This is a genomic window from Catellatospora methionotrophica (assembly GCF_011297335.1).
GTDB classification, from domain to species: domain Bacteria; phylum Actinomycetota; class Actinomycetes; order Mycobacteriales; family Micromonosporaceae; genus Catellatospora; species Catellatospora methionotrophica.
Map to the genome: position 1 here is coordinate 1 of NZ_JAAOTJ010000022.1, position 19,242 is coordinate 19,242.

Consider the following 19,242-nt stretch of genomic DNA (forward strand, 5'->3'; position numbering starts at 1 on the left):
GCCGCCCCGTGCCGCGCCGGTCCGGGCCGCCCGCGCTGTTCCGGTCAAGATCGCTGTTTCGGGTCATGATCTGCGGTTAGACGCCAGATCATGACCCGAAACAGCGATCTTCCGCCTGAAGGCGGGACGGCCAACGCCAAGACCGGTTTGGAAGGGCACCTTGCAATGCCCATAGCGATGGGAAGGTGCCCTTCCTTCGGGGCGGGTTGTCGGGGTGGGGCGGGAGGATGGGCGGTGTGGCGGCGGTGGTGGCGGTGGTGGCGGACGGCGGTGGCGGTGGGCTGCTGCGGGCGCTGGATGCCGCGGGGGAGCCGAGCGGGCCCGTCGAGGCTGTGGTGGATCTTGCCGGGGCGGTCGGGGAGCTGGAGCGGACGGATGGGCCGCGGTGGCTGTGGGCGTCTACGGAGCAGGTGTACGGACCGCTGCTGCCGGACGGGGTACGCGTGCGGCGGTGTCATGACGTGGAGCTGGCTGAGGTGCTGCTGCTCGGCAACGCCGGACGCTACGGTGAGCCCCGGTCGGCTGCCGCCGCGTACGCCCGGCTGGTCGGTGCGCCGGTGCCCGCCGACCACGCGGCGCGGCCCGCCCAGCCGCCGGGGGACCTGCAGGGCACCCTGTTCGGCGACGCGCCCGCCCAGGTCGCCGTGCCGGGCGGGGTGGATCCGGTGGAGGCGCTGGCGGCCGTGTACCGGGACCAGCTGGCCCGGACCGCCGCCGTCGAGCATCCGGCGCGGATGCGGCTGCTGATGGCGGCCGAGTCGGCCAGCGCGCTGATCGCCGCCGAGATGGGGTACACGGGGCTGCCCTGGCAGGGCAGCGCTCACGACGAGATCCTGGTCGGGCTGCTGGGTGAGCCGTCCCCGGTGGGCGGGCCGCCGCGGCGGCTGGCCGAGCTGTCGGGCCGGATCGCCGAGCTGCTGAACGCGCCCGGACTGCATCCCGACTCGCCGGCCGAGTTGCGCAAGGCGCTGCGCCGGGCCGGGATCGAGGTGCCCAACACCCGGTCGTGGGTGCTGCGGGCGGTCGACCATCCGGTCATCGAGGTGCTGCTGGAGTACAAGGAGCTGTACCGGATCTGGACCGCGCACGGGTGGAGCTGGCGGGAGCAGTGGGTGCAGCAGGGGCGCTTCCGGCCCGCGTACGTGCCGGGCGGGGTGGTCACCGGGCGCTGGGCGACGCGGGGCGGCGGGGCGCTGCAGATCCCCAAGGCGGTGCGCGGCGCGGCCCGCGCCGATCCGGGCTGGCGGCTCGTCGTCGCCGACGCGGGGCAGCTGGAGCCGCGCATCCTCGCCGCGGTGTCCGGCGACGCGGGGCTGGCCCGTGCCGCGGCCGCGGGCGACCTGTACGCGGTGCTGGCCGCCGAGGCGTTCAAGGGTGACCGGGCGGCGGCGAAACTGGCCCTGCTCGGCGCGATGTACGGCCAGACCGGCGGCGCGGCCGCACCCGCCATCGCGGCGCTGCGCGGCAGCTACCCGAAGGCCTGGGCGTACGTCGAGGCGGCCGCGCGCACCGGGGAGACCGGCGGGCTGGTGCGCTCCTGGCTGGGCCGGACGTGCCCGCCGTCGGCGCTGGAGTCGTCGTGGGCCGACGAGGGCGCGTCGGGCCGCTCGCGGGGCCGGTTCACCCGCAACTTCGTCATCCAGGCCACCGCCGCCGAGTGGGCCGCGTCGCTGCTGGCCACGCTGCGCGCGAGGCTCTGGGGCGCCCGTGCGGAGCTGGTGTTCTTCCAGCACGACGAGGTCATCGTGCACTGCCCGCAGGACGAGGCGGACCTCGTGGTCGCCGCCCTGGAGGCCGGGGCGAGAGCAACGGGCGAGCTGCTGTTCGGCAGCTCGCCCGTACGGTTCCCGCTCACCGTCGCCGTCGTGGACTCCTACGGCGACGCGAAGTAGTCAGACCTCGATGTCGAAGCGCTTGAGCAGCGCCGGGGCCAGCAGGCCCGCGCCCGCGACGAACGAGATGACCGTGAAGGCGGTGCGCAGCACGGTGGTCTCCACCTTGCTGCCTGCTTCGATGGCGAAGGTGTCCGGCAGGCCGATCATGCGCCACATGCGCCGCCCGGTCGGGATCGGCCACAGGATCGGCACCCCTGCCCTGGTCACGATGTCGCCCATCAGGTGCACGATGCAGCCGACCCCCACCGCCAGGCCGATCATCGGGTACCCGCGGTTCTCGCTGGGCAGGAAGTTGAACGCGAAGTAGGCCGCGGCTGCCGAGGTCAGCGTCACGATGACCCAGCCGGCCCGGTCGGCCCACTTGTCGAACAGGCCGCGCAGCGCGAAGCCGAACATGAAGAACAGGATGCCGATGACCGCCCAACGGCCGAACCTGGTGCACAGCCAGATCGAGCCGAAGCCCATCAGCGCCGCGAACGGCAGCGTGTGGGTCAGCGTGCGGTGGCCGTTGTGCCGGTGGGGGTCCTTGCTCAGCTTGGTGGCCGTGTACACGCCGACCGAGATCTTCTCGATGACCTCGGCGACGAACAGCGAGGCCACGCCGAAGCTGCGGGAGACGGTCGAGCCGCCCTGGCCCTTGGTCACCTTGCCGGACATGTCCAGATCGGGCAGCAGTGCGGCCCCCGCGCAGACCGCCGAGCCGACCGCGATCGTCGTGGCCGACTGGGGATAGTCGAAGAACTGCGCGGCCACCCAGGACCCTGTCAGCCACGTGGCCGCGCCGGACAGCGCGTGCTGTGGACCCATCATGATGTTTGTTCCTCCCCTGACCACCACAACGTCGCGTTGCGATCAACGCGCGCACACTGTGTCAAACTATGGCGTCCGGATGCAATCGGCTGGACCTCCATAGCAGACGGTGGCGGTCAGGTCACGCAGGGCCGCGCGGCGTGCCGTATGTTTGCCTGGCGGATACACCCAGCTCATCGCGCAGTGCGTTCTCCGTCAGGGGATACGGGTGGTGCGGGTCGAGGCGGTCGGGTGTTGTCGGATCCCCGTCATCGTCGATAGGCAGGCCGACCGCGACCCGTTCCCGGTCGGGCACCGGCACCCAGCCGGCGCCGTCCCACATCAGGTCGTCGCGGCTGTGCGCACCCGGACGGTCGTGTCCGGCCAGGTCGTCCCACACGTGCGCCAGCTCGTGGTAGAGCACCGCGACCGGCGGCGCGCCGCCTGGCAGACCCTGGAAACCCGGCTCGTACGAGATGACGTGCCGGTCGGTGTCCCCGTCCACGCCCGCGAAGCCGTTGGCGGACCCGGACGGCAGTTCCCGCACCTCCAGGGTGTCCGGCCCGTCGCCGGGCAGCCACCCGTCGCCGCCGTCCAGCCCCGCGTCCAGCTCGGCCAGCATGCGCCGCCCGGTGGGTGACGCCCGCAGCAGGTCCAGGTCGGACTCGACCCGCTCGGCGAACTCCGGCGTGCCCGTGACCTGGACACGGCCACCGGGGGCGACCGGCGGGGCGACGTGGGACAGCTCGGCGTCGGTGGCCGGATCGGCCTGGTCGCGGTAGGCGCGGTCGAGCCCGGTCGCGCCGTCGAGCAGGTCCGCGCCCGCGCCGCCGGTGAGCACGTCGCCGCCGTCCCCGCCGGACAGCAGGTCGCCGCCCCGGCCGCCGGACAGGTGGTCGCGGCCTGCCCCGCCGCGCAGCGTGTCGTCGCCGCTCAGGCCGTACACGGTGTCGTCGCCCGCCCCGCCGTCGGCGACGTCGGCCCCGGCCCCGGCGTCGAGGTAGTCCCGGTCGTCGCCGCCCAGCAGCAGGTCGTCGCCGTCCCGGCCGAGCAGCGTGTCCGCGCCGCCCGCGCCGTGCAGCAGTGTCCCGCCGTCGACCCGGTCGCCGCCCGCCCCGGCCAGCACGCTGACCTGCGCCGCGACCGCCGGGTCGACGCGCACCCGGTCGTCACCGGCCCCGGTGCGCACCACCAGCCGCCCGTCCGGCACGGCCGCCACGGTCACGCCGCCGACCAGCACCAGCAGGCGGCCGGCGGCGTCGACGGTGACCGTCACGTCGTCGTCGTTCGCCCCCGTGCTCACCAGCGTCACGCCGCCGCCGCGCACCACCACCGTCTCCGACGGCTCCGGCGTGGGCAGCGCGACGGCCTGCGGCAGTGCCCCGGCCAGCTCGTGCCAGCCCGTGGTGACGGCGGCGAGGGCGGCCTCGGCCTGCCGCGTCGCCGTGGTGAGGTCGCCGCGCAGGTCGGCGGCCTCGGCGGCGGCCGCGTGGACCCGGGCCGCATGCGAGGGGCCGCGTGCGAAGAACAGCAGCCGTTCCCGGCTGCCCTGGCACGGCACGACGGCGGTGACCCGGGCCAGCGACTCGTCCAGGTGACGTTGCACGGAAGCGAGCCTCCCGGCCAGCGCTTCCAGCGCGACGGCCGCCCGCCGGGCCAGGTCGGCCGCGCGCTCCGCCCCGGTCGCCGCCGGCCTGCGCCGGTCCTCGTAGGCGGTCGCGTCCGTGCCGGTCCACCCCGCGCTCGGCGCGGTGGCGGCGGCCAGCCCGTCGGCCGTCTCCGCCGCCAGGGCGGCACAGGCCCGCCACCGCGCCGCGGCGGCCAGCAGCGGCCCTTCCCGCACCGGCAGCGACCACAGCGGCGGCATCGCCATGACCAGCACGGGCGCGGCCTCGGGCAGTGTGTCGGGCTTCATCGCACACCCCGTCGAGCGCTGTGCGGCCTGCCGGACCTCATCGGGCATTCCGCCGGAAGCCCGGCCGCCCGCCGGGCTTGCCCGCACGCTCCGACAGGGACCGGACAGCGCGCCGACCGATGTCGGGTCACCACATGCCCCTGGTGCGGGCCGGATCGCGAAGCCGGTCGAGGCGGGCGGCGGACTGTTCCTCGGCGCGCTGGTGGGCGGCGGCGACCAGGTAGAGGCTGTCGGCGTCGGTGAGCAGGCCGTCGGCCAGCGCGGCGAGCGCCTCGGCCGCCGCCCGCACCGTCGCCAGGTGCGCCGCCGCGACCAGCGGGTCCACTCCGGACGGCCGTTCGGGCGGTGGCAGCGGGGCACGATGCACGGCGGTGGCCAGGGATTCCAGCTCGGCGGCCAGCCGCAGGGTCCGGGGCGGCTCGCTGGTCGTCTGCGTCACGCCATCGAGGGTGGCATCGCGTGAGGGGCGGCACAACGCCCCCCACGCGATCTGTGGATAACTCTGCCTCAGGCGACCGCCGCCGGGGTGAAGACGCCGGTCACCAGCTCGGTGAGCAGCTGCGGCCCGTGCTCGGTGAGCACCGACTCGGGGTGGAACTGCACGCCCGCGAAACCCGGCCCGCGCAGCGCGTGCACGAATCCGGTGCCGTCCTCGCGCGACAGTTGCAGCTCGCCGTACGCGGTGGGCAGGGTGTCGGCGGGGGCGACCGCGGTGAAGGTGGAGTAGAAGCCCACCCGGCGGGTCACCCCGAACAGGTCGATGTCGCACGGCAGGCCCTGGTAGGGCACGTCGCGGCGGTGCATGGGCAAGCCGAGGCGGCGGCTGAGCACCTGGTGGCCCAGGCATACGCCGAGCAGCGGCGCGCGGCGCGACAGCCGCTCCTCGACGACGCGTCCCAGAGCCGCCACGCGCGGGTCGGTGTCGTCGGCCGGGTCGCCGGGGCCGGGCCCGGCGACCACCAGGTCGTACGAGCTGAGCCCGCCCAGGGCCGTGGTGGGCTGGACGGTGACGCGCATGCCCAGCGAGCGCAGCAGGTGCCCGAGCATGCCGGTGAAGGTGTCCTCCGCGTCGGCGATCAGCGCGGTGCGGCCCACCAGCGGTCCGGTCACCGGCTCGGGGGCCCGCTCGGCGAGCCAGAACCGGGACAGCCGCTCGTTGCGTGACAGCAGCGTGGCGCGTACCGCCGGGTCTTCGGCCAGGGTCTTGATATCGGTGTCGGTGTGCGCGGCCGGGGCGGTGCGCAGGCCGAGCGCGGTGAGCACGCCGCCCGCCTTGGCGTGGGTCTCGGCGACCTCGCCGTCCGGAGTGGAGTCGCGGACCAGCGTCGCGCCCGCCTTGACCGCGATGGTGCCGTCGGGGGCGATGTCGGCGCAGCGGAACAGGATCGGCGCGTCCAGGCTCTGCCCGCCCTCGGCGTCGCGGCCCAGCAGCGCCAGCACCCCGGCGTAGTAGGCGCGGCCGGACGTCTCGTAGCGGGCGATGACGCGGGCCGCGTTCTCGATCGGGCTGCCGGTCAGCGTCGGGGCGAACATGGTCTCCCGCAGCACGTCGCGCACGTCCAGGCCGGTGCGCCCGGCCAGCAGGTACTCGGTGTGGGTGAGGTGGGTCATGTGCTTGAGGTAGGGCCCGAGCACCTGGCCGCCCTGCTGGGCGACCACGGCCATCATCTTGAGCTCCTCGTCGAGCACCATCGACAGCTCGTTGATCTCCTTGCGGTCGCTGAGGAAGTTCAGCAGCGTCTCGCGGCCGTCCGCGCCGAGGTCGCGGTGGCGCAGTGTGCCGGAGATCGGGTTCATCATGACCAGGCCGTCGTCGACACTGACGTGCCGCTCCGGGGACGCGCCGACCAGGGTGCGGCCGTTTACTCTGCTAGTGACTCGTCCCGGCTGCCCACCTGGACGGTGGTCAGCCATGGACTCCCCACCAGCAGCCGGCAGGTGGACCAGGAAGGACCAGTACACGCCGCGCTCGCCGGTGATCAGGCGGCGCAGCGCGGCCCCGGCCAGCAGGCGCGGGTCGGCGTCGGTGCGCGCGCGGGCGGTGCGGTGGATCACGAAGTTGGACCCGGCCCCGTGGCCGATCTCGTCGCGCAGCACCGTGGAGACCAGTTCCCGGTAGGCCGCGTCGTCGATGTCGAAGCCGAGGTCGGTCACGTCGGGCACGGCGTCGGGGAGCGCGGCCAGCGCCTCGGCGAGCGGGATGCGGTCGTACGACGCGACGGTCAGGCAGGCCAGCGGGGTGCCGTCGTCGACGCGGTCGAAGCCGCGCTCGGCGAGCTGGCGGTAGGGGACCAGGGCGAGCGTGCGCGGACCGGCCTCGTCGCCGTCCGCGTGCTCGGGCAGGGGGATGTCGGCCAGCCGTGCCACGGTGGACAGCGGACCGCGCAGCACCTCGAGGTACTCGGAACCTTCGCGTCGCAACAGCGCGAACGGGCCCGGATCGGGCGCGCCGAGCAGATCGTGGAGCAGGTTCATCGATGGTCTCCCGGTTAGGGTGGCCGTGCGCCGGGCGACCGAAAAGCAAAGGCCGCCTCGTCGAGGCGGCCGCGGTGTGGGTATGCCTACCCGCGTGTGTCGATGGCCGCCGGTTGGGCGCGCCACCACAGGTTGCGGGTGGAAGTCATGGCGGCAACGGTACCGCCGACGCGTGCGACTGTCCAGAAGGCTCACCGCCCGTGCGCGAGTGACCGGTGGCCCGGCGGTGTCACATTCGCGCTCACCTATCCACTTTTCGTTGTGTGACGGGTAACATACCGCGAGTCACCAGTGGTGGCGGCGGTTCAGCCGAGGCAGGGGAGGGCCGATGGCGAACGACGCGCACGAGCGGCGGGCGGGATCACGTCTCGCGGCCGCGGTCACCCTTCCGCCGGTCGCGTTCGCGGTGGCCGCGTGCGCGCTGCTGGCCTGGGCCGTGGCCGACGCCCTCGACAATCGCGAGCTGGCGGAGCTGGGCATCGACGGCGCGGCGCACGCCGAGATCGTCTCCTGGCGCTGGGTGGCGGTGATCGCCGTCGGCGCGCTGCTCACCCTGGCGGTGCTGGGCCACCTCGTGCTGGCCGCCCGGCGCGACCTGCTGGCAGCCGCCGAGGGGCTGCGCCGCGACGCGCTGGCCCTGGCCGACGACATCCCGGTGACCTTCGAGCGGCTGCGGACCGGCAACGGCGAGCCGCCCGCCGGGGCCCCGCCCGCGCCACCGGCCGGGGAGTTCGCCGACGCGAGGGTGGCGCTGGAGGCGGTCCGCGACAGCGTCGTGGCGCTCGCGCTGCGGCAGGCGCGCTCCCGGCGTACCGTCAACGGGATCTTCACGAATCTGGCCCGGCGCTCGCAGATCCTGGTCGAGCGGCAGCTGCGCCTGCTCGACGAGATGGAGCGCGACGAGCGCGACCCGGACCGGCTGGCCGCACTGTTCAAGCTGGACCACCTGTCCGCCCGGCTGCGCCGCAACGACGAGAACCTGCTGGTGCTCGCCGGGGCCGAGCCGCGCCGCCGCTGGCGCGAGGGCGTTCCGCTGGCCGCGCTGGCGCTGGCCGCGCTCTCCGAGATCGAGCAGTACGAGCGGGTCCGGGCCGACGTCGACGACTCGCTGTACATCGCCGGGCACGCCGCCGCCGACATCGGCCACCTGCTGGCCGAGCTGCTGGACAACGCCACCGCCTTCTCCAACCCGAACACCGCGGTGCGGGTCGCCGCACACGCCAGGCCGGACGGGGCGCTGGTCGAGATCGTGGACGACGGCATCGGCCTGAGCGAACGCGCGCTCGCCGAGGCCAACGCGTTGCTGGCCGTGCCCGCCGAGGTCGACGTCGCGGTCAGTGAGCGGATGGGCCTGGTCGTGGTGAGCCATCTCGCCGCCCGCCACGGCGTGCGGGTGGGCCTGACGCTGTGCCCTGACGGGGGCGTGCGGGCCGCCGTCGAGCTGCCCGCCGCGCTGCTCACCGAGCCCGCGGAGGCGGACCTGCTCGTGCCGCCGCCCGCCGCCGTGCCGCCCCGCGTCCAGCCGAGCCATGCCCAGCCGCCCATCGCCCTGCCGCCCGGCGCCGTGCCGGACCGCACCCAGCCCGCGGCCATCGCGCCGCAGCCGATGCCGCAGCGGCGGCGCGAGCCCGATCCGGCGGCCACGGCCGCCACCCTGACCCGGCTGTACGAGGGCGTACGGCGAGGTCAGGCCGGCGACGGCGCGGTGGCGTCGACAACGGCACCGGACGACAACGAGGGGGAGCAATGAGCACCGCGACACTGAGCAAGCCGGCCCAGGACCTCAACTGGCTGGTCACCGGATTCGCCGACCGGGTGCCGGGCGCGCGGCACGCGATCGTGGCGTCCTCGGACGGGCTGGTGGTCGCGGTCTCCGCGCACCTGGACCGGTCCACCGCCGACCAGCTGGCGGCGGTCACCTCCGGCCTGATCGGCATCGCGGGCTGTGTGGCGCAGCTGTCCGACGGCGACGAGGTGCGCCAGACCGTGATCGAGATGGGCCGGGGCTACTTCCTCACCATGGCGATCCGGGACGGCTCGGTGCTGGCGGTGGTCGCCGACGCCGACGCCGACCTGGGCGTGGTCGGGTTCGAGATGGCTCGGCTGGCCAAGCAGACCGGGGAGATCCTGACCCCGGCACTGCGCGCCGAGCTGCAGCGCGCGCTGCCCCGCTGAGCCTCAGCTGTTGCGCTTGGCGAGTTTCTCCAGCTCGTCGAGCAGCTTCTGCACCGGCTCGTACGCCTCCTTGGCGTCACCCTCGGCGTCGTCGGCCCAGCCCTCGACCTTCTTCTGCAGGTTCTCGGCGCGCTTGCGCGCCTCGTCCCAGTCGCCCTGGAGCATCTTGGTGGAGATGTTCCTGAGCCCGTTCTCCAGCTCGGTCTTCTGCTTCGGGGTGATCAGCTCGGTGTCGCGCAGCTTCTGCACGGCGTCGTTGAGGTCCGACAGCAGCTTCACCGCCGCGAACGGCCCGCCCCGCTCCGGGGTCGGGCTCGGCTTGACGACCGCCGTGGTGCGGGCGGGGCGGCTCGGCGAGCGGGTCGGGGTGGTGACCGCGTTGGCGGGATCGGTCGGCTCGTTCAGCGCCGACATGATCAGGAGTACGCCGCTGATCACGATGATCGCCATGACCAGCGCCACGGCCAGCAGCGGGCGGCCGCCGCGCTTCGGGCGGGCCGGGGGCGCCGCCTTGGGCCGGGGCACGGCCTGCACGCGGGTGGCCGGGGCGGGCACCCGGGCCGCGCCGGAGATCGCGCCGCCGGTGGGCGCGAGCAGCGTCGGGTTCGGCCCGGCCGGGGTGGCCGGGACGGAGCCGGGCATGGCCGGGGCCGCCAGGCCGCCCAGGGCGTGGGCGAGGTCGTCGGCGCGCGGGCGGCGCGCGGGGGAGGGGTCGACCGCGGCCGCGATCAGGGCCGTGATCGCCGGGGGCACGCCGGGCAGCGGCGGCAGCGGGCGCGGGCGGGCGTGCTCGGCCTCGAACTGCTCCCAGCTGTCGATGCCGTTGCGCCGCCGCCCGGTGACCATCTCGATCAGGAGCACACCCAGGGCGTACACGTCGGCGGCCGGATCGGCGGCCTTCTGGCGCAGCCGCTCCGGGGCCGCGTACGCCGGGGTGCCGATGATCAGCATGCCGGTCGCGTCGGGCAGGCCGGTCATCGCGGCGATGCCGAAGTCGAGCACCTTCGCGCCGGTCGCGGTGATCATGATGTTGCCCGGCTTGACGTCGCGGTGCACCACGTCACGGGCGTGCGCGGCGGCCAGCGCCCCGGCCACCTGGGCGCCGATCACGGCGGCCCGCGCCCAGCCCACCGGCCCGCGCGCCATCAGCTCGGCCAGCGACTCACCGGTGAGCAGCTCCATCACCAGGTAGGGCTCGACGTGGCCGTCGGGGAAGGTGACCTCACCGAAGTCGTGCACCGCGGTGATGTGCGGGTGGGTCAGCTGCGCGGCCGAGCGCGCCTCGCGCAGCGCGCCCGCGCGCAGGGCCGGATCGGCCGCCGTCGGACCGGCGAGCACCTTCACCGCGACGGGGCGGCCCAGCACGAGGTCGTGGGCCTGCCAGACCTCCGCCATGCCGCCGGAGCCGATGCGGCGGTCCAGCAGGTAGCGGTCGTGCAGCTTCAGACCGGGGGTGAAGGCTGACATGGTGGACAACCGTACCGTGTCCCAGCCACCGGTGACACCGAACGCAGGGCAGCGTGACCCCCGTCGCGCGTGGTTATATTCCTGGCTATGTCTGACTCCCCGGGACCAGGGCTCGCCCCGGTGCGCCGCCGCCCGGCGGACGTGCCCGGTGACGCGCCCGCTGACGACCTGACCGATGCGCCGGTCTCCTTGCTGAAAGGTGACACGGCCGAGCCGGTCGGCGGCGGCCGGGCGGCCTGGCAGCGGTGGCGGCCGTCGGTGCTCACCGGGTTCGTGGTCTGGGCGAGCGGCCTGCTGGCGTACTTCCTGGTCACGGCCGTGGCGTGGATGCCGACCGAGGGGCTGGACAGCAAGGCGGGCCCGGTCCCGTCGACGTTCGGGCAGCTCATCCAGTCGTGGAACCACTGGGACACGGTCTGGTACGTGATCATCGCGGACTCGGGCTACGAGTACGACGCCCGCAGCACCGCGTTCTTCCCGCTCTACCCGATGACGGTGCGGGCGCTGAACCCGCTGCTGCCCGGCGGCACCTTCGAGGCGGGCCTCATCCTCGGCGCGCTGGCCTGCCTGGCCGCGCTGATCCTGGTGCACCGGCTGGCCACCGAGATGATCGGGGCTGAGGACGCCCGGCGCACCACCGTCTACCTGCTGGCCTTCCCGACGGCGTTCTACCTGGTCGCGGCGTACAACGAGTCGTTGTTCGTGGCGCTGGCGCTGGCCTCGCTGTACAACATGCGCCGGGGGCGCTGGTGGTGGGCGGCGATGTTCGCCGGATACGCCAGCGCGACCCGGATGGCGGGGGTGATGCTCGGTGCGGCGTTCGTGTACGAATACCTGCGGCAGCGGGGCTTCTCGTTCCGCAAGACGGCCGAGCAGATGCGCCAGGGCCGGTGGCTGCCGTGGCCGAGGGGCACGTTCGACCGCGACGCGCTGGCGGTGCTGCTGGTGCCGAGCGGGCTGGCCGCGTACATGCTGTTCTGCTATCTGACCTTCGGCGACGCGCTGCACTTCCTCGACGCGCAGAAGGCCTGGTTCCGGTCGGGCTTCACCGCGCCGTGGACCGTCATCGGCGACGTCGTCGACCTGATCAGCGGCAGCGACTCGGTCTACCACCCCGACGCGCTGCGCAACATCGTCAACCTGACCACCGCGCTGGCGGTGCTGGTGCTGCTGGTGCTGGCTCTGGTGGGCCCGTGGAAGCTCGGGGCCGACCACGCGTACCTGGTGGTCTTCGGCGCGATCATCATCCTGATGCCGCTGTCGAACCCGATCCACACCCACTACCCGCTGAGCTCGACCTGGCGCTACGCGCTGGAGTGCACGGTCGCGTTCATGGTGCTGGCCAGAATGGGCCGCAACGTACACTTCGACCGCATATACACCACCGCCATGCTGGCCCTCCAGGGCGCGATGGTGATCGTCTTCGTCCAGAACAACTTCGTCGCATAGCTGCCGGCGCCCGCCTCCGCGGGCGCGGGGTTCGGCCTCTCAGCCGAACCCGCCGTGGGACGGCCCTGTGGTGGTGCTGGCCGGAGGGATGCCGGGCGGTATGGTCTCGCCGTGATCGATTCGGTGGATCTTGTCATTTTCGACTGCGACGGCGTACTCGTGGACTCCGAGACCATCGCCATCCGGGTCGCCTCGCAGATGCTGGCCGAGCTGGGCTGGCCGCTGACCGACGACGAGATCCTGGAGAACTTCGTGGGCCGCTCGGCGACCTCGATGGTGCCGGTGATCGAGCAGAAGCTGGGCCGCCCGTTGCCGCAGTGGCCGGAGATGTTCGTCGCGCGCCAGCTCGCCGCGCACGACGCCGGGCTCGTCCCGGTGCCCGGCATCGTCGAGGCGCTCAACGCGATCACACTGCCGACCTGCGTGGCGTCCAGCGGACGGCACGACAAGATGCGCAACACGCTCGGCATCACCGGCCTCTACGAGCGCTTCGAGGGCCGCATCTTCTCCGCCACCGAGGTGGCCAACGGCAAGCCCGCGCCCGACCTGTTCCTGCACGCCGCGGCGCGCATGGGGGCCGACCCGGCGCGCTGCGTGGTGGTCGAGGACAGCAAGCCCGGCGTGCAGGCCGCGCGGGCGGCGGGCATGCGGGTGCTGGCGTACGCCGGGGGAGTGACCCCGGCCGAGTGGCTGCAAGGCCCCGGCACCGTGGTGTTCCACGACATGCGCAAGCTGCCCGACCTGCTCGGACAGCGCTAGCCGCCGGGCGGATCCGTCCTTTCACGGCGGTGTCGTCCGAACGGGTGGCACTTGTCGCCGACCGTTCATCGGGCGACGCTCTGATCTGGACATACCGTCCCGATCGGAGGTCGACCCGTGTCGCCGTTCCCCCGTACCCGCACCGTCGCGGCCGCAGCGGCCGTGGCCGCCGCGGCCGCGCTCACCCTCACCGCACCGCCCGCCCAGGCCGCCGCGCTCACCCCGAAGGTGCTCGTGGTCGGCATGGACGGGCTGAACTGGGCCAAGGTCGTCGACGCCGATGCGCCGACGCTCGACGCGCTGGCCGCCGGGGGCACCCTCGGCGAGAGCCTGCTCTACTGCAACCCGGTGGCGAACTCGTCCAGCGGCCCCGGCTGGTCCACGATCGCGACCGGCGTCATGCCCGACAAGCACGGCGTCAAGGACAACACCTTCAGCGGCAAGCAGTACGGCACGTACCCCGACTTCCTGACCCGGCTGGAGCAGGCCGACCCGTCCTACGCGACGCTGTCCATCCTGGACTGGGCCGTTTTGCACACGCAGGGCACGTTCGGCGCCGCGATCGACACCCGGATCACCTACAACGGCGACGCCAACGGCTACGTCGGCGAGGACGTGAAGGTCACCAACGACGCGGTCAGCCACCTGCGGAACAACGACCCGGACGCGACGTTCGTCTACCTCGGCAACACCGACGTGGTGGCGCACTCCGTCGGCACCGGCACGGTGTACCGCACCGCGATCGAGACCCAGGACGCCCAGCTCGACCGGATGCTCGACGCCATCGCCGCGCGGCCGACGTACGCGAGCGAGGACTGGCTGATCGTGGTCACCACCGACCACGGCCACAACAACCCGTCCGGCGGCCACGGCGGCTGCGGCGTCGACGCCGAGCGGCGCACCTGGGTCCTGGCCAAGGGCACCGGCCACAGCGCGGGCCTGCGCCCGATCGACACCCGGCTGTCCGACGTCGCCGGCACCGTCTTCGCGCACCTGGGCGTGACCGTCAACCCGGCCTGGAACCTCGACACCAAGGCGCTCAAGGTACGCGCCACCGACCCGTTCGACGGCCTGAACGCGTCGCTGCAGACCCGCTCGCACGAGACCGGCATCCCGGCCACCGTGCAGGGCTGGACGCACACCGCCCCGGCGGGCTGGTCGGTGGACCGCTCGGCGATGCCGACCGGTGGCGTGAACGAGTGGCGCGGCTGGTCGTTCACCAACGAGGAGTTCTGGAGCCGCGCCCAGTCGTCGCAGAACCGCGAGAACGGCCTGCGGCTGCGCGGGGTGTTCGCGGTCGCCGACTCCGACGAGTTCGACGACCGCTCCGGCGGCGCGTCGTTCGACTCGACGCTGGTCTCGCCCGCGTACCCGGTGACCGCCGGGACGGTCAGGACGCTGCGTTACGTCACGCACTACCTGCAGGAGGGCTCGCAGACCGGGGAAGTGCTGGTGTCGTTCAACGGCGGCGCGAACCAGCTCGTCAAGCGCTACAGCGCCGACGCGCGGGCCAGGGCCGAGGCGCTGACCGTCACCGTGCCCGCCGGGGCCACCTCGATGACGGTGAAGTTCCGCTACTACAACGCCGCCAACAACTGGTACTGGGTCATCGACGACCTGCGGGTCAGCTGACGGTGCGGGCACGCCGCCCGGCCCGGTGGCCGGGCGGCGTGCTCGTTTCCCGGCGTCGGTTGAGTCGTTCCTCCTGGCAGGCGTCGCGCGGGGGCGGCGTCGCCGCGGGGCGCCCGATGCCGCGCGGCAACTTCGTGACGCCGCGCGGGGGCGGCGGAAGGTGTGCGACATGGTCGACCGCAGGCGGATTCTGCAGGCGACGGCGGCCGTGGGGGCCGCCACGGTGATCTCCCAGCGCGCCGGGTGGGCCTGGGCGGTGGAGCGGGGCCGGGCGGGCACGCTCGACCCGGCCACGATCCCGAAGTACACGACGCCGCTGGCGGTGCCGTCGGTGATGCCGCCCGCGCACCGCGGTGAGGGCGGGGTGGCCCGCTACCTGATCGGCATCCGCCAGTTCCGGCAGCAGATCCTGCCGTCGGACCTGCCGGAGACCACGGTCTGGGGCTACGGCGACGTGTCGCGGCCGGGCACCTTCCGCACCCCGTCGGACACCATCGAGGCACACGTGGACCGGCCGGTGCGGGTCACCTGGGTCAACGACCTGGTCGACTCGTACGGCGACTTCCGGCCGCACCTGCTGCCCGTCGACCCGACACTGCACTGGGCCAACCCGCCGGGCGGCGACGCCGGGCGCGACTCGCGGCCCACGTTCACCTCGACGCCGGGGCCGTACCGGGGACCGGTGCCGCTGATCACGCACCTGCACGGCGGCCACACGCACGAGGAGAGCGACGGCTACCCGGAGGCGTGGTACCTGCCCAAGGCCCGCAACATCCCGGCCGGATACGCGACCGTCGGCACCTTCTACGACGAGTTCGGGGCGGAGTTCGAGCAGCGCAACGGGGTGGCCTGGAAGCCGGGCACGGCTACGTTCCAGTACACCAACGACCAGCGTGCCTCGACCCTGTGGTACCACGACCACACGCTCGGCGTGACCCGCGTCAACGTGTACGCCGGACTCGCCGGTTTCTATCTGCTGCGCGGCGGCAAGAGCGACCTGCCGCCGGGCGTGCTGCCCGGCCCGGCCCCGCAGCTCGGCGACAAGCCGGGCACGCGGTACTACGAGATCCCGGTGGTGGTCCAGGACCGCTCGTTCAACGCCGACGGCTCGCTGTTCTACCCGGCCAGCCGCGCGTTCGCCGACGACGCCGGTCCGTACATCCCGGAAGGCCCGTTCCCGCCGATCTGGAACCCGGAGTTCTTCGCCGACACCATCATGGTCAACGGCAACACGTGGCCTGACCTGGAGGTCGAGCCGCGCCGCTACCGGCTGCGCCTCCTCAACGGCTGCAACGGCCGGGTGCTGATCATGAAGGTCGCCACCGACCCGCTGGCCCCCCGGCCCGCTCCCGTCGCGCTGCCCATCTGGCAGATCGGCAACGACGGCGGCTTCCTGCCCAAGCCCGCCAAGCTCCAGGAGCTGCGGATGGGCCCGGCCGAGCGCGCCGACGTCATCGTCGACTTCACCGGCCTGCGCGAGGGCACCGAGCTGTACCTCATCAACGAGGGCCCGGACGAGCCGTACAACGGCACCTTCAACCCGTCCGACCCGGCGACGACCGGCCAGGTCATGCGCTTCACCGTCGGGCGGCTGACCGGCAAGGACCGCAGCACCCCGCCCGAGGACCTCGACCTGCCCTTCATCAAGCCGATCGGCCCGGCCGACAACACCCGGCGGCTGTCGCTGGACGAGGAGCTCGGCCACGAGCAGTCCATCGAACTGCTGCTCGGCACGGTCGACGAGCACGGCCACGCTATGCCGATGCACTGGGACCACCCGATCACCGAAGACCCGAAGCTCAACGCCACCGAGATCTGGGAACTGCACAACTTCAGCGTCGACGCCCACCCCATCCACCTGCACCTGGTGCAGTTCGAGATCCTGGGCCGGGGCGTGGACGGCAAGACGCCGCCGGAGCCCGGCGAGCGTGGCACCAAGGACACCGTGATCGCGCTGCCGGGCGAGATCACCCGGGTGAAGGCGAAGTTCGACCTGGCCGGGCAGTACGTGTGGCACTGTCACCTGCTGGAGCACGAGGACAACGAGATGATGCGGCCCTACCGGGTCGGCTGAGCAGGACATCCGGGGCGGCGCGGACCGCGTCGCCCCGGCCTCACAGCCAGCCGGAGCGGCGGAACGCGCGGTACATCGCCGACGCGACCACGAACATCAGCGCCAGCACGATCACGTAGCCGTACTTCCAGTGCAGCTCGGGCATGTAGTCGAAGTTCATGCCGTAGATGCCCGCGATCGCGGTCTGCGCCGCCGCGATGGCGGCCCAGGCCGCGATCTTGCGCATGTCGTTGTTCTGGTCGACGGACAGCTGCGCCAGCCGCGCCTGCAGGATCGAGTTGAGCAGGTCGTCGTACGTGACGATGCGCTCCACGGTGCGCAGCAGGTGGTCGTTGACGTCGCGGAAGTAGCGCCGGATCTCCTTGGGCAGCCCTTCCTTGTCGTCGATCAGCGCGGCGAGGGGGTGCTGCAGCGGGGCGACCGCCCGCTTGAACTCCATCAGCTCGCGCTTGAGCTGGTAGATCTGCGCGGCCCGGTTCTGCGACTGGGGCGCGAAGACGTGGTCCTCCAGCTCGTCGATGTCGTTCTCGAAGGCCACCGCCACGTCGAGGTACGAGTCGACCAGCCGGTCGGCGACCGCGTGCGCCACCGCCCACGGGCCCTGCGCCAGCCGGTCCGGCCGCTTCTCCAGGTCGGCGCGCACCGGTGTGAGCTGCCCGGCCGGTCCGTGGCGCACGCTGATGACATAGCCGTCGCCGATGAACAGCACGACCGACCCGGTCTCGACCACGTCGCAGGTCTCGGTCAGCGTCGAGTGCTCGACGTAGCGCGTGGTGCGCAGCACGAACAGGGCCATGTCGGCGAAGTGCTCGATCTTGGGGCGCTGGCGGTGTGTGGTCGCCGCCTCCACCGCGAGCTCGTCGAGACCGAAGCGCTTGGCGATCGGCGCGAAGTCGGCCTCGCTCGGCTCGTGCAGCCCCAGCCAGAGAAACGAGCCGGGATGCTGCTCGACGGCCGCCAGACCGGAGTCGTAGTCGCACGCGCCCGGACGCCGCCGCCCGTCGACGTAGACCGCGCAGTCGACGACCGACCGGGCCGGGTCGTCGCCGGGGTCGTCGGGGGCGGTGACGCCGGTGGGGCGGACACGCGAGGCCGCCTTGCGCAGGGGCGCGGCCCATGCCCAGGTCACGCCTGCCTGCTGCTGCTCTTCGCTCACGGTCACCTCCGGGCCCTCGTCGCGATCTTAGTCGGCTACAGGCTGAGGAACGGCTCCGCGTAGGTGAACACTCCCCGCATCGCGGGGTCGTACCCGGTCAGCGCCCGTGCCTGGAAGTGCCCGCCCCACTCGGGCTCGGGAGCGAGCACGCCCAGTTCCTGCGCCTGCTGGAAGCCGAACCGGCGGTAGTAGCCGGGATCGCCCAGCAGCGCCACCAGCGGCTCGCCGAGCGCGTCGGCCGCGCCGAGCACGGCGTGCATCAGGGCGCTGCCCACCCCGGCGCGCTGGTGGTCGGGCCGCACGCTGAGCGGGCCGAGGCCCAGGGCCGGGCTGTCACCGACGCGCCCCCGCGTACACACCACGTGCCCGACGATCTCGCCGTCTGCCTCGGCGACCAGCGACAGCGCGGGCAGCCATCCGGCGTCGGCGCGCAGCTGATCGACCAGCCCCGGTTCGGGCGCCCGCGCCGGGGCGTACTGCGGCCCGAACGCCTCCTCGGTGACCGTGCGGATGGCGTCGAGGTCGGCAGAGGTCTCGCGGCGGATCAGCACGGTCCTCATGGTGCCGTATGCGGCGGCGGCCCGGCCGTGGGCCCGTCGACCTCGGCGCTGCCGCGCACCTGGAGCTTGCGCCTGGCCCGCTCGTAGAAGGTCGTGAGCCCGAGCCGCACCACCCGGGCGGCGTCGGCGAGCGCGGTGATCGCCAGCCGGTCGCCCGGCTCGACGTAGCCGTCCACCCGCCCGTCGACCTCCACCGCGAGCCGCCCGCTGTGCGGCAGCACCTGCAGGGCCAGTTGCTCGTCGGCGGACAGCACCAGCGCCCGGTTGAAACTGGAGTGCGCGGCGGCGGCCGTCACCAGCACCGCGGACACCGTGGGCGAGACGATCGGGCCACCGCTGGAGAAGGCGTACGCCGTGGACCCGGTGGGGGTGGCCACGATGACGGCGTCGGCGGCGTAGCGCACGAACGCGTGGTCCTCGACGGTGATGGCGACCCCGGCCAGGCCGTCGCCGGGGATCCGGCACAGCGCGATGTCGTTGAACGCGGTGACCACGTGATCGCCCGGCAGCGTGGTGCGCACCGCCAGGCGCGACTCCACCGTGTAGTGGTGGTTGTCGATCGCCGACAGCGCCGCGGGCAGCCCGTCCACGTCGATCTCGGGCAGGAAGCCCAGCCGCCCGAGGTTGACCCCGAGCACCGGCGTGGTCCGGCCCGCGCCCAGGCGCATCGTGCGCAGCATCGTCCCGTCGCCGCCGAGGCTCACCAGCAGGCTGGACCGCTCCGCCAGCTCCTGCGGATCGACCGCGACCGCCCCGCAGAAGATGCGGTCGACCTCGTCGGGCAGGCCGAGCACGGTGACGTCGCGGCGGCGCGCCCAGTCCATGATGGTGTCGATCGCGGGCACGGAGTCGCGCTGCGGATGCAGCACCAGACCCACCGTGTGTACGAGGCCCAC

Annotated in this window: 15 protein-coding genes; 7 read left to right on the forward strand and 8 right to left on the reverse strand. The window is 73.3% G+C overall.

Going from position 1 to position 19,242, the window contains the following annotated elements; genetic code table 11:
- Positions 1 to 227: 227 nt before the first annotated feature.
- Positions 228 to 1,892, forward strand: a complete 1,665-nt coding sequence (locus tag HAV40_RS32340; protein ID WP_166388083.1) for a bifunctional 3'-5' exonuclease/DNA polymerase — start codon at positions 228 to 230, stop codon at positions 1,890 to 1,892.
- On the opposite strand, the gene HAV40_RS32345 is transcribed toward HAV40_RS32340, so the two are convergent.
- The 4 genes from HAV40_RS32345 to HAV40_RS32360 form a co-directional block, all read right to left on the reverse strand.
- Complete coding sequence (locus HAV40_RS32345; RefSeq protein WP_166388084.1) at positions 1,893 to 2,705, reverse strand: metal-dependent hydrolase; 813 nt, start codon at positions 2,703 to 2,705, stop codon at positions 1,893 to 1,895.
- Positions 2,706 to 2,826: 121 nt separating this feature from the next.
- A complete protein-coding gene (locus tag HAV40_RS39005; RefSeq protein ID WP_166388085.1) occupies positions 2,827 to 4,599 on the reverse strand; it encodes a M91 family zinc metallopeptidase in 1,773 nt (590 codons plus the stop codon).
- A gap of 127 nt (positions 4,600 to 4,726) precedes the next feature.
- Complete coding sequence (locus tag HAV40_RS32355; RefSeq protein ID WP_166388086.1) at positions 4,727 to 5,038, reverse strand: hypothetical protein; 312 nt, start codon at positions 5,036 to 5,038, stop codon at positions 4,727 to 4,729.
- Positions 5,039 to 5,106: 68 nt separating this feature from the next.
- Complete coding sequence (locus HAV40_RS32360; protein ID WP_166388087.1) at positions 5,107 to 7,074, reverse strand: anthranilate synthase family protein; 1,968 nt, start codon at positions 7,072 to 7,074, stop codon at positions 5,107 to 5,109.
- 328 nt (positions 7,075 to 7,402) lie between these two features.
- Between HAV40_RS32360 and HAV40_RS32365 the strand changes: the two genes are divergently transcribed.
- On the forward strand, positions 7,403 to 8,824 hold the full coding sequence (locus HAV40_RS32365; protein WP_166388088.1) for an ATP-binding protein: 1,422 nt from the start codon (positions 7,403 to 7,405) through the stop codon (positions 8,822 to 8,824).
- Positions 8,821 to 9,249, forward strand: coding sequence for a roadblock/LC7 domain-containing protein (locus HAV40_RS32370; RefSeq protein ID WP_166388089.1), 429 nt, complete (start codon positions 8,821 to 8,823; stop codon positions 9,247 to 9,249). Before HAV40_RS32365 ends, HAV40_RS32370 begins: the two co-directional genes overlap by 4 nt.
- Positions 9,250 to 9,252: 3 nt before the next feature.
- Here HAV40_RS32370 and HAV40_RS32375 read toward each other — a convergent pair whose 3' ends face one another.
- On the reverse strand, positions 9,253 to 10,716 hold the full coding sequence (locus tag HAV40_RS32375; protein ID WP_166388090.1) for a protein kinase domain-containing protein: 1,464 nt from the start codon (positions 10,714 to 10,716) through the stop codon (positions 9,253 to 9,255).
- 87 nt (positions 10,717 to 10,803) lie between these two features.
- Here HAV40_RS32375 and HAV40_RS32380 point away from each other — a divergent pair, with 87 nt between their 5' ends.
- The 4 genes from HAV40_RS32380 to HAV40_RS32395 all read left to right on the forward strand — a co-directional run bounded on the left by HAV40_RS32380 (position 10,804) and on the right by HAV40_RS32395 (position 16,630).
- The gene (locus HAV40_RS32380) at positions 10,804 to 12,165 is read left to right on the forward strand and encodes a mannosyltransferase family protein (RefSeq protein WP_166388091.1); all 1,362 of its coding nucleotides are present in this window, start codon (positions 10,804 to 10,806) and stop codon (positions 12,163 to 12,165) included.
- Positions 12,166 to 12,276: 111 nt separating this feature from the next.
- Positions 12,277 to 12,924: an HAD family hydrolase gene (locus HAV40_RS32385; protein ID WP_166388092.1), complete on the forward strand. Its 648-nt coding sequence runs from the start codon at positions 12,277 to 12,279 to the stop codon at positions 12,922 to 12,924.
- A 117-nt stretch (positions 12,925 to 13,041) separates the two neighbouring features.
- Positions 13,042 to 14,556, forward strand: a complete 1,515-nt coding sequence (locus tag HAV40_RS32390; protein ID WP_166388093.1) for an alkaline phosphatase family protein — start codon at positions 13,042 to 13,044, stop codon at positions 14,554 to 14,556.
- 169 nt (positions 14,557 to 14,725) lie between these two features.
- Positions 14,726 to 16,630 carry a multicopper oxidase family protein gene (locus HAV40_RS32395; RefSeq protein ID WP_166388094.1) on the forward strand — a complete coding sequence of 635 codons (1,905 nt, stop codon included), beginning with the start codon at positions 14,726 to 14,728 and terminating at the stop codon, positions 16,628 to 16,630.
- 40 nt (positions 16,631 to 16,670) lie between these two features.
- On the opposite strand, the gene corA is transcribed toward HAV40_RS32395, so the two are convergent.
- From corA to HAV40_RS32410, 3 genes are read right to left on the reverse strand one after another with little or no spacing between them, the layout of a single operon-like run.
- Positions 16,671 to 17,786 (reverse strand): magnesium/cobalt transporter CorA, encoded by a 1,116-nt coding sequence (gene corA, locus HAV40_RS32400; protein ID WP_239085760.1) that lies wholly within the window; start codon positions 17,784 to 17,786, stop codon positions 16,671 to 16,673.
- Between the two features lie 35 nt (positions 17,787 to 17,821).
- Positions 17,822 to 18,346 (reverse strand): GNAT family N-acetyltransferase, encoded by a 525-nt coding sequence (locus HAV40_RS32405; RefSeq protein ID WP_239085769.1) that lies wholly within the window; start codon positions 18,344 to 18,346, stop codon positions 17,822 to 17,824.
- Positions 18,343 to 19,242, reverse strand: a complete 900-nt coding sequence (locus tag HAV40_RS32410) for an NAD(+)/NADH kinase (protein WP_203671032.1) — start codon at positions 19,240 to 19,242, stop codon at positions 18,343 to 18,345. Before HAV40_RS32410 ends, HAV40_RS32405 begins: the two co-directional genes overlap by 4 nt.

Coding starts and splice junctions, on each gene's coding strand:
- HAV40_RS32340 (WP_166388083.1), top strand. CDS start 228: ATGGGCGGTGTGGCGGCGGTGGTGGCGGTGGTGGCGGACGGCGGTGGC.
- HAV40_RS32345 (WP_166388084.1), bottom strand. CDS start 2,705: ATGATGGGTCCACAGCACGCGCTGTCCGGCGCGGCCACGTGGCTGACA.
- HAV40_RS39005 (WP_166388085.1), bottom strand. CDS start 4,599: ATGAAGCCCGACACACTGCCCGAGGCCGCGCCCGTGCTGGTCATGGCG.
- HAV40_RS32360 (WP_166388087.1), bottom strand. CDS start 7,074: ATGAACCTGCTCCACGATCTGCTCGGCGCGCCCGATCCGGGCCCGTTC.
- HAV40_RS32365 (WP_166388088.1), top strand. CDS start 7,403: ATGGCGAACGACGCGCACGAGCGGCGGGCGGGATCACGTCTCGCGGCC.
- HAV40_RS32370 (WP_166388089.1), top strand. CDS start 8,821: ATGAGCACCGCGACACTGAGCAAGCCGGCCCAGGACCTCAACTGGCTG.
- HAV40_RS32375 (WP_166388090.1), bottom strand. CDS start 10,716: ATGTCAGCCTTCACCCCCGGTCTGAAGCTGCACGACCGCTACCTGCTG.
- HAV40_RS32380 (WP_166388091.1), top strand. CDS start 10,804: ATGTCTGACTCCCCGGGACCAGGGCTCGCCCCGGTGCGCCGCCGCCCG.
- HAV40_RS32395 (WP_166388094.1), top strand. CDS start 14,726: ATGGTCGACCGCAGGCGGATTCTGCAGGCGACGGCGGCCGTGGGGGCC.
- HAV40_RS32405 (WP_239085769.1), bottom strand. CDS start 18,346: ATGAGGACCGTGCTGATCCGCCGCGAGACCTCTGCCGACCTCGACGCC.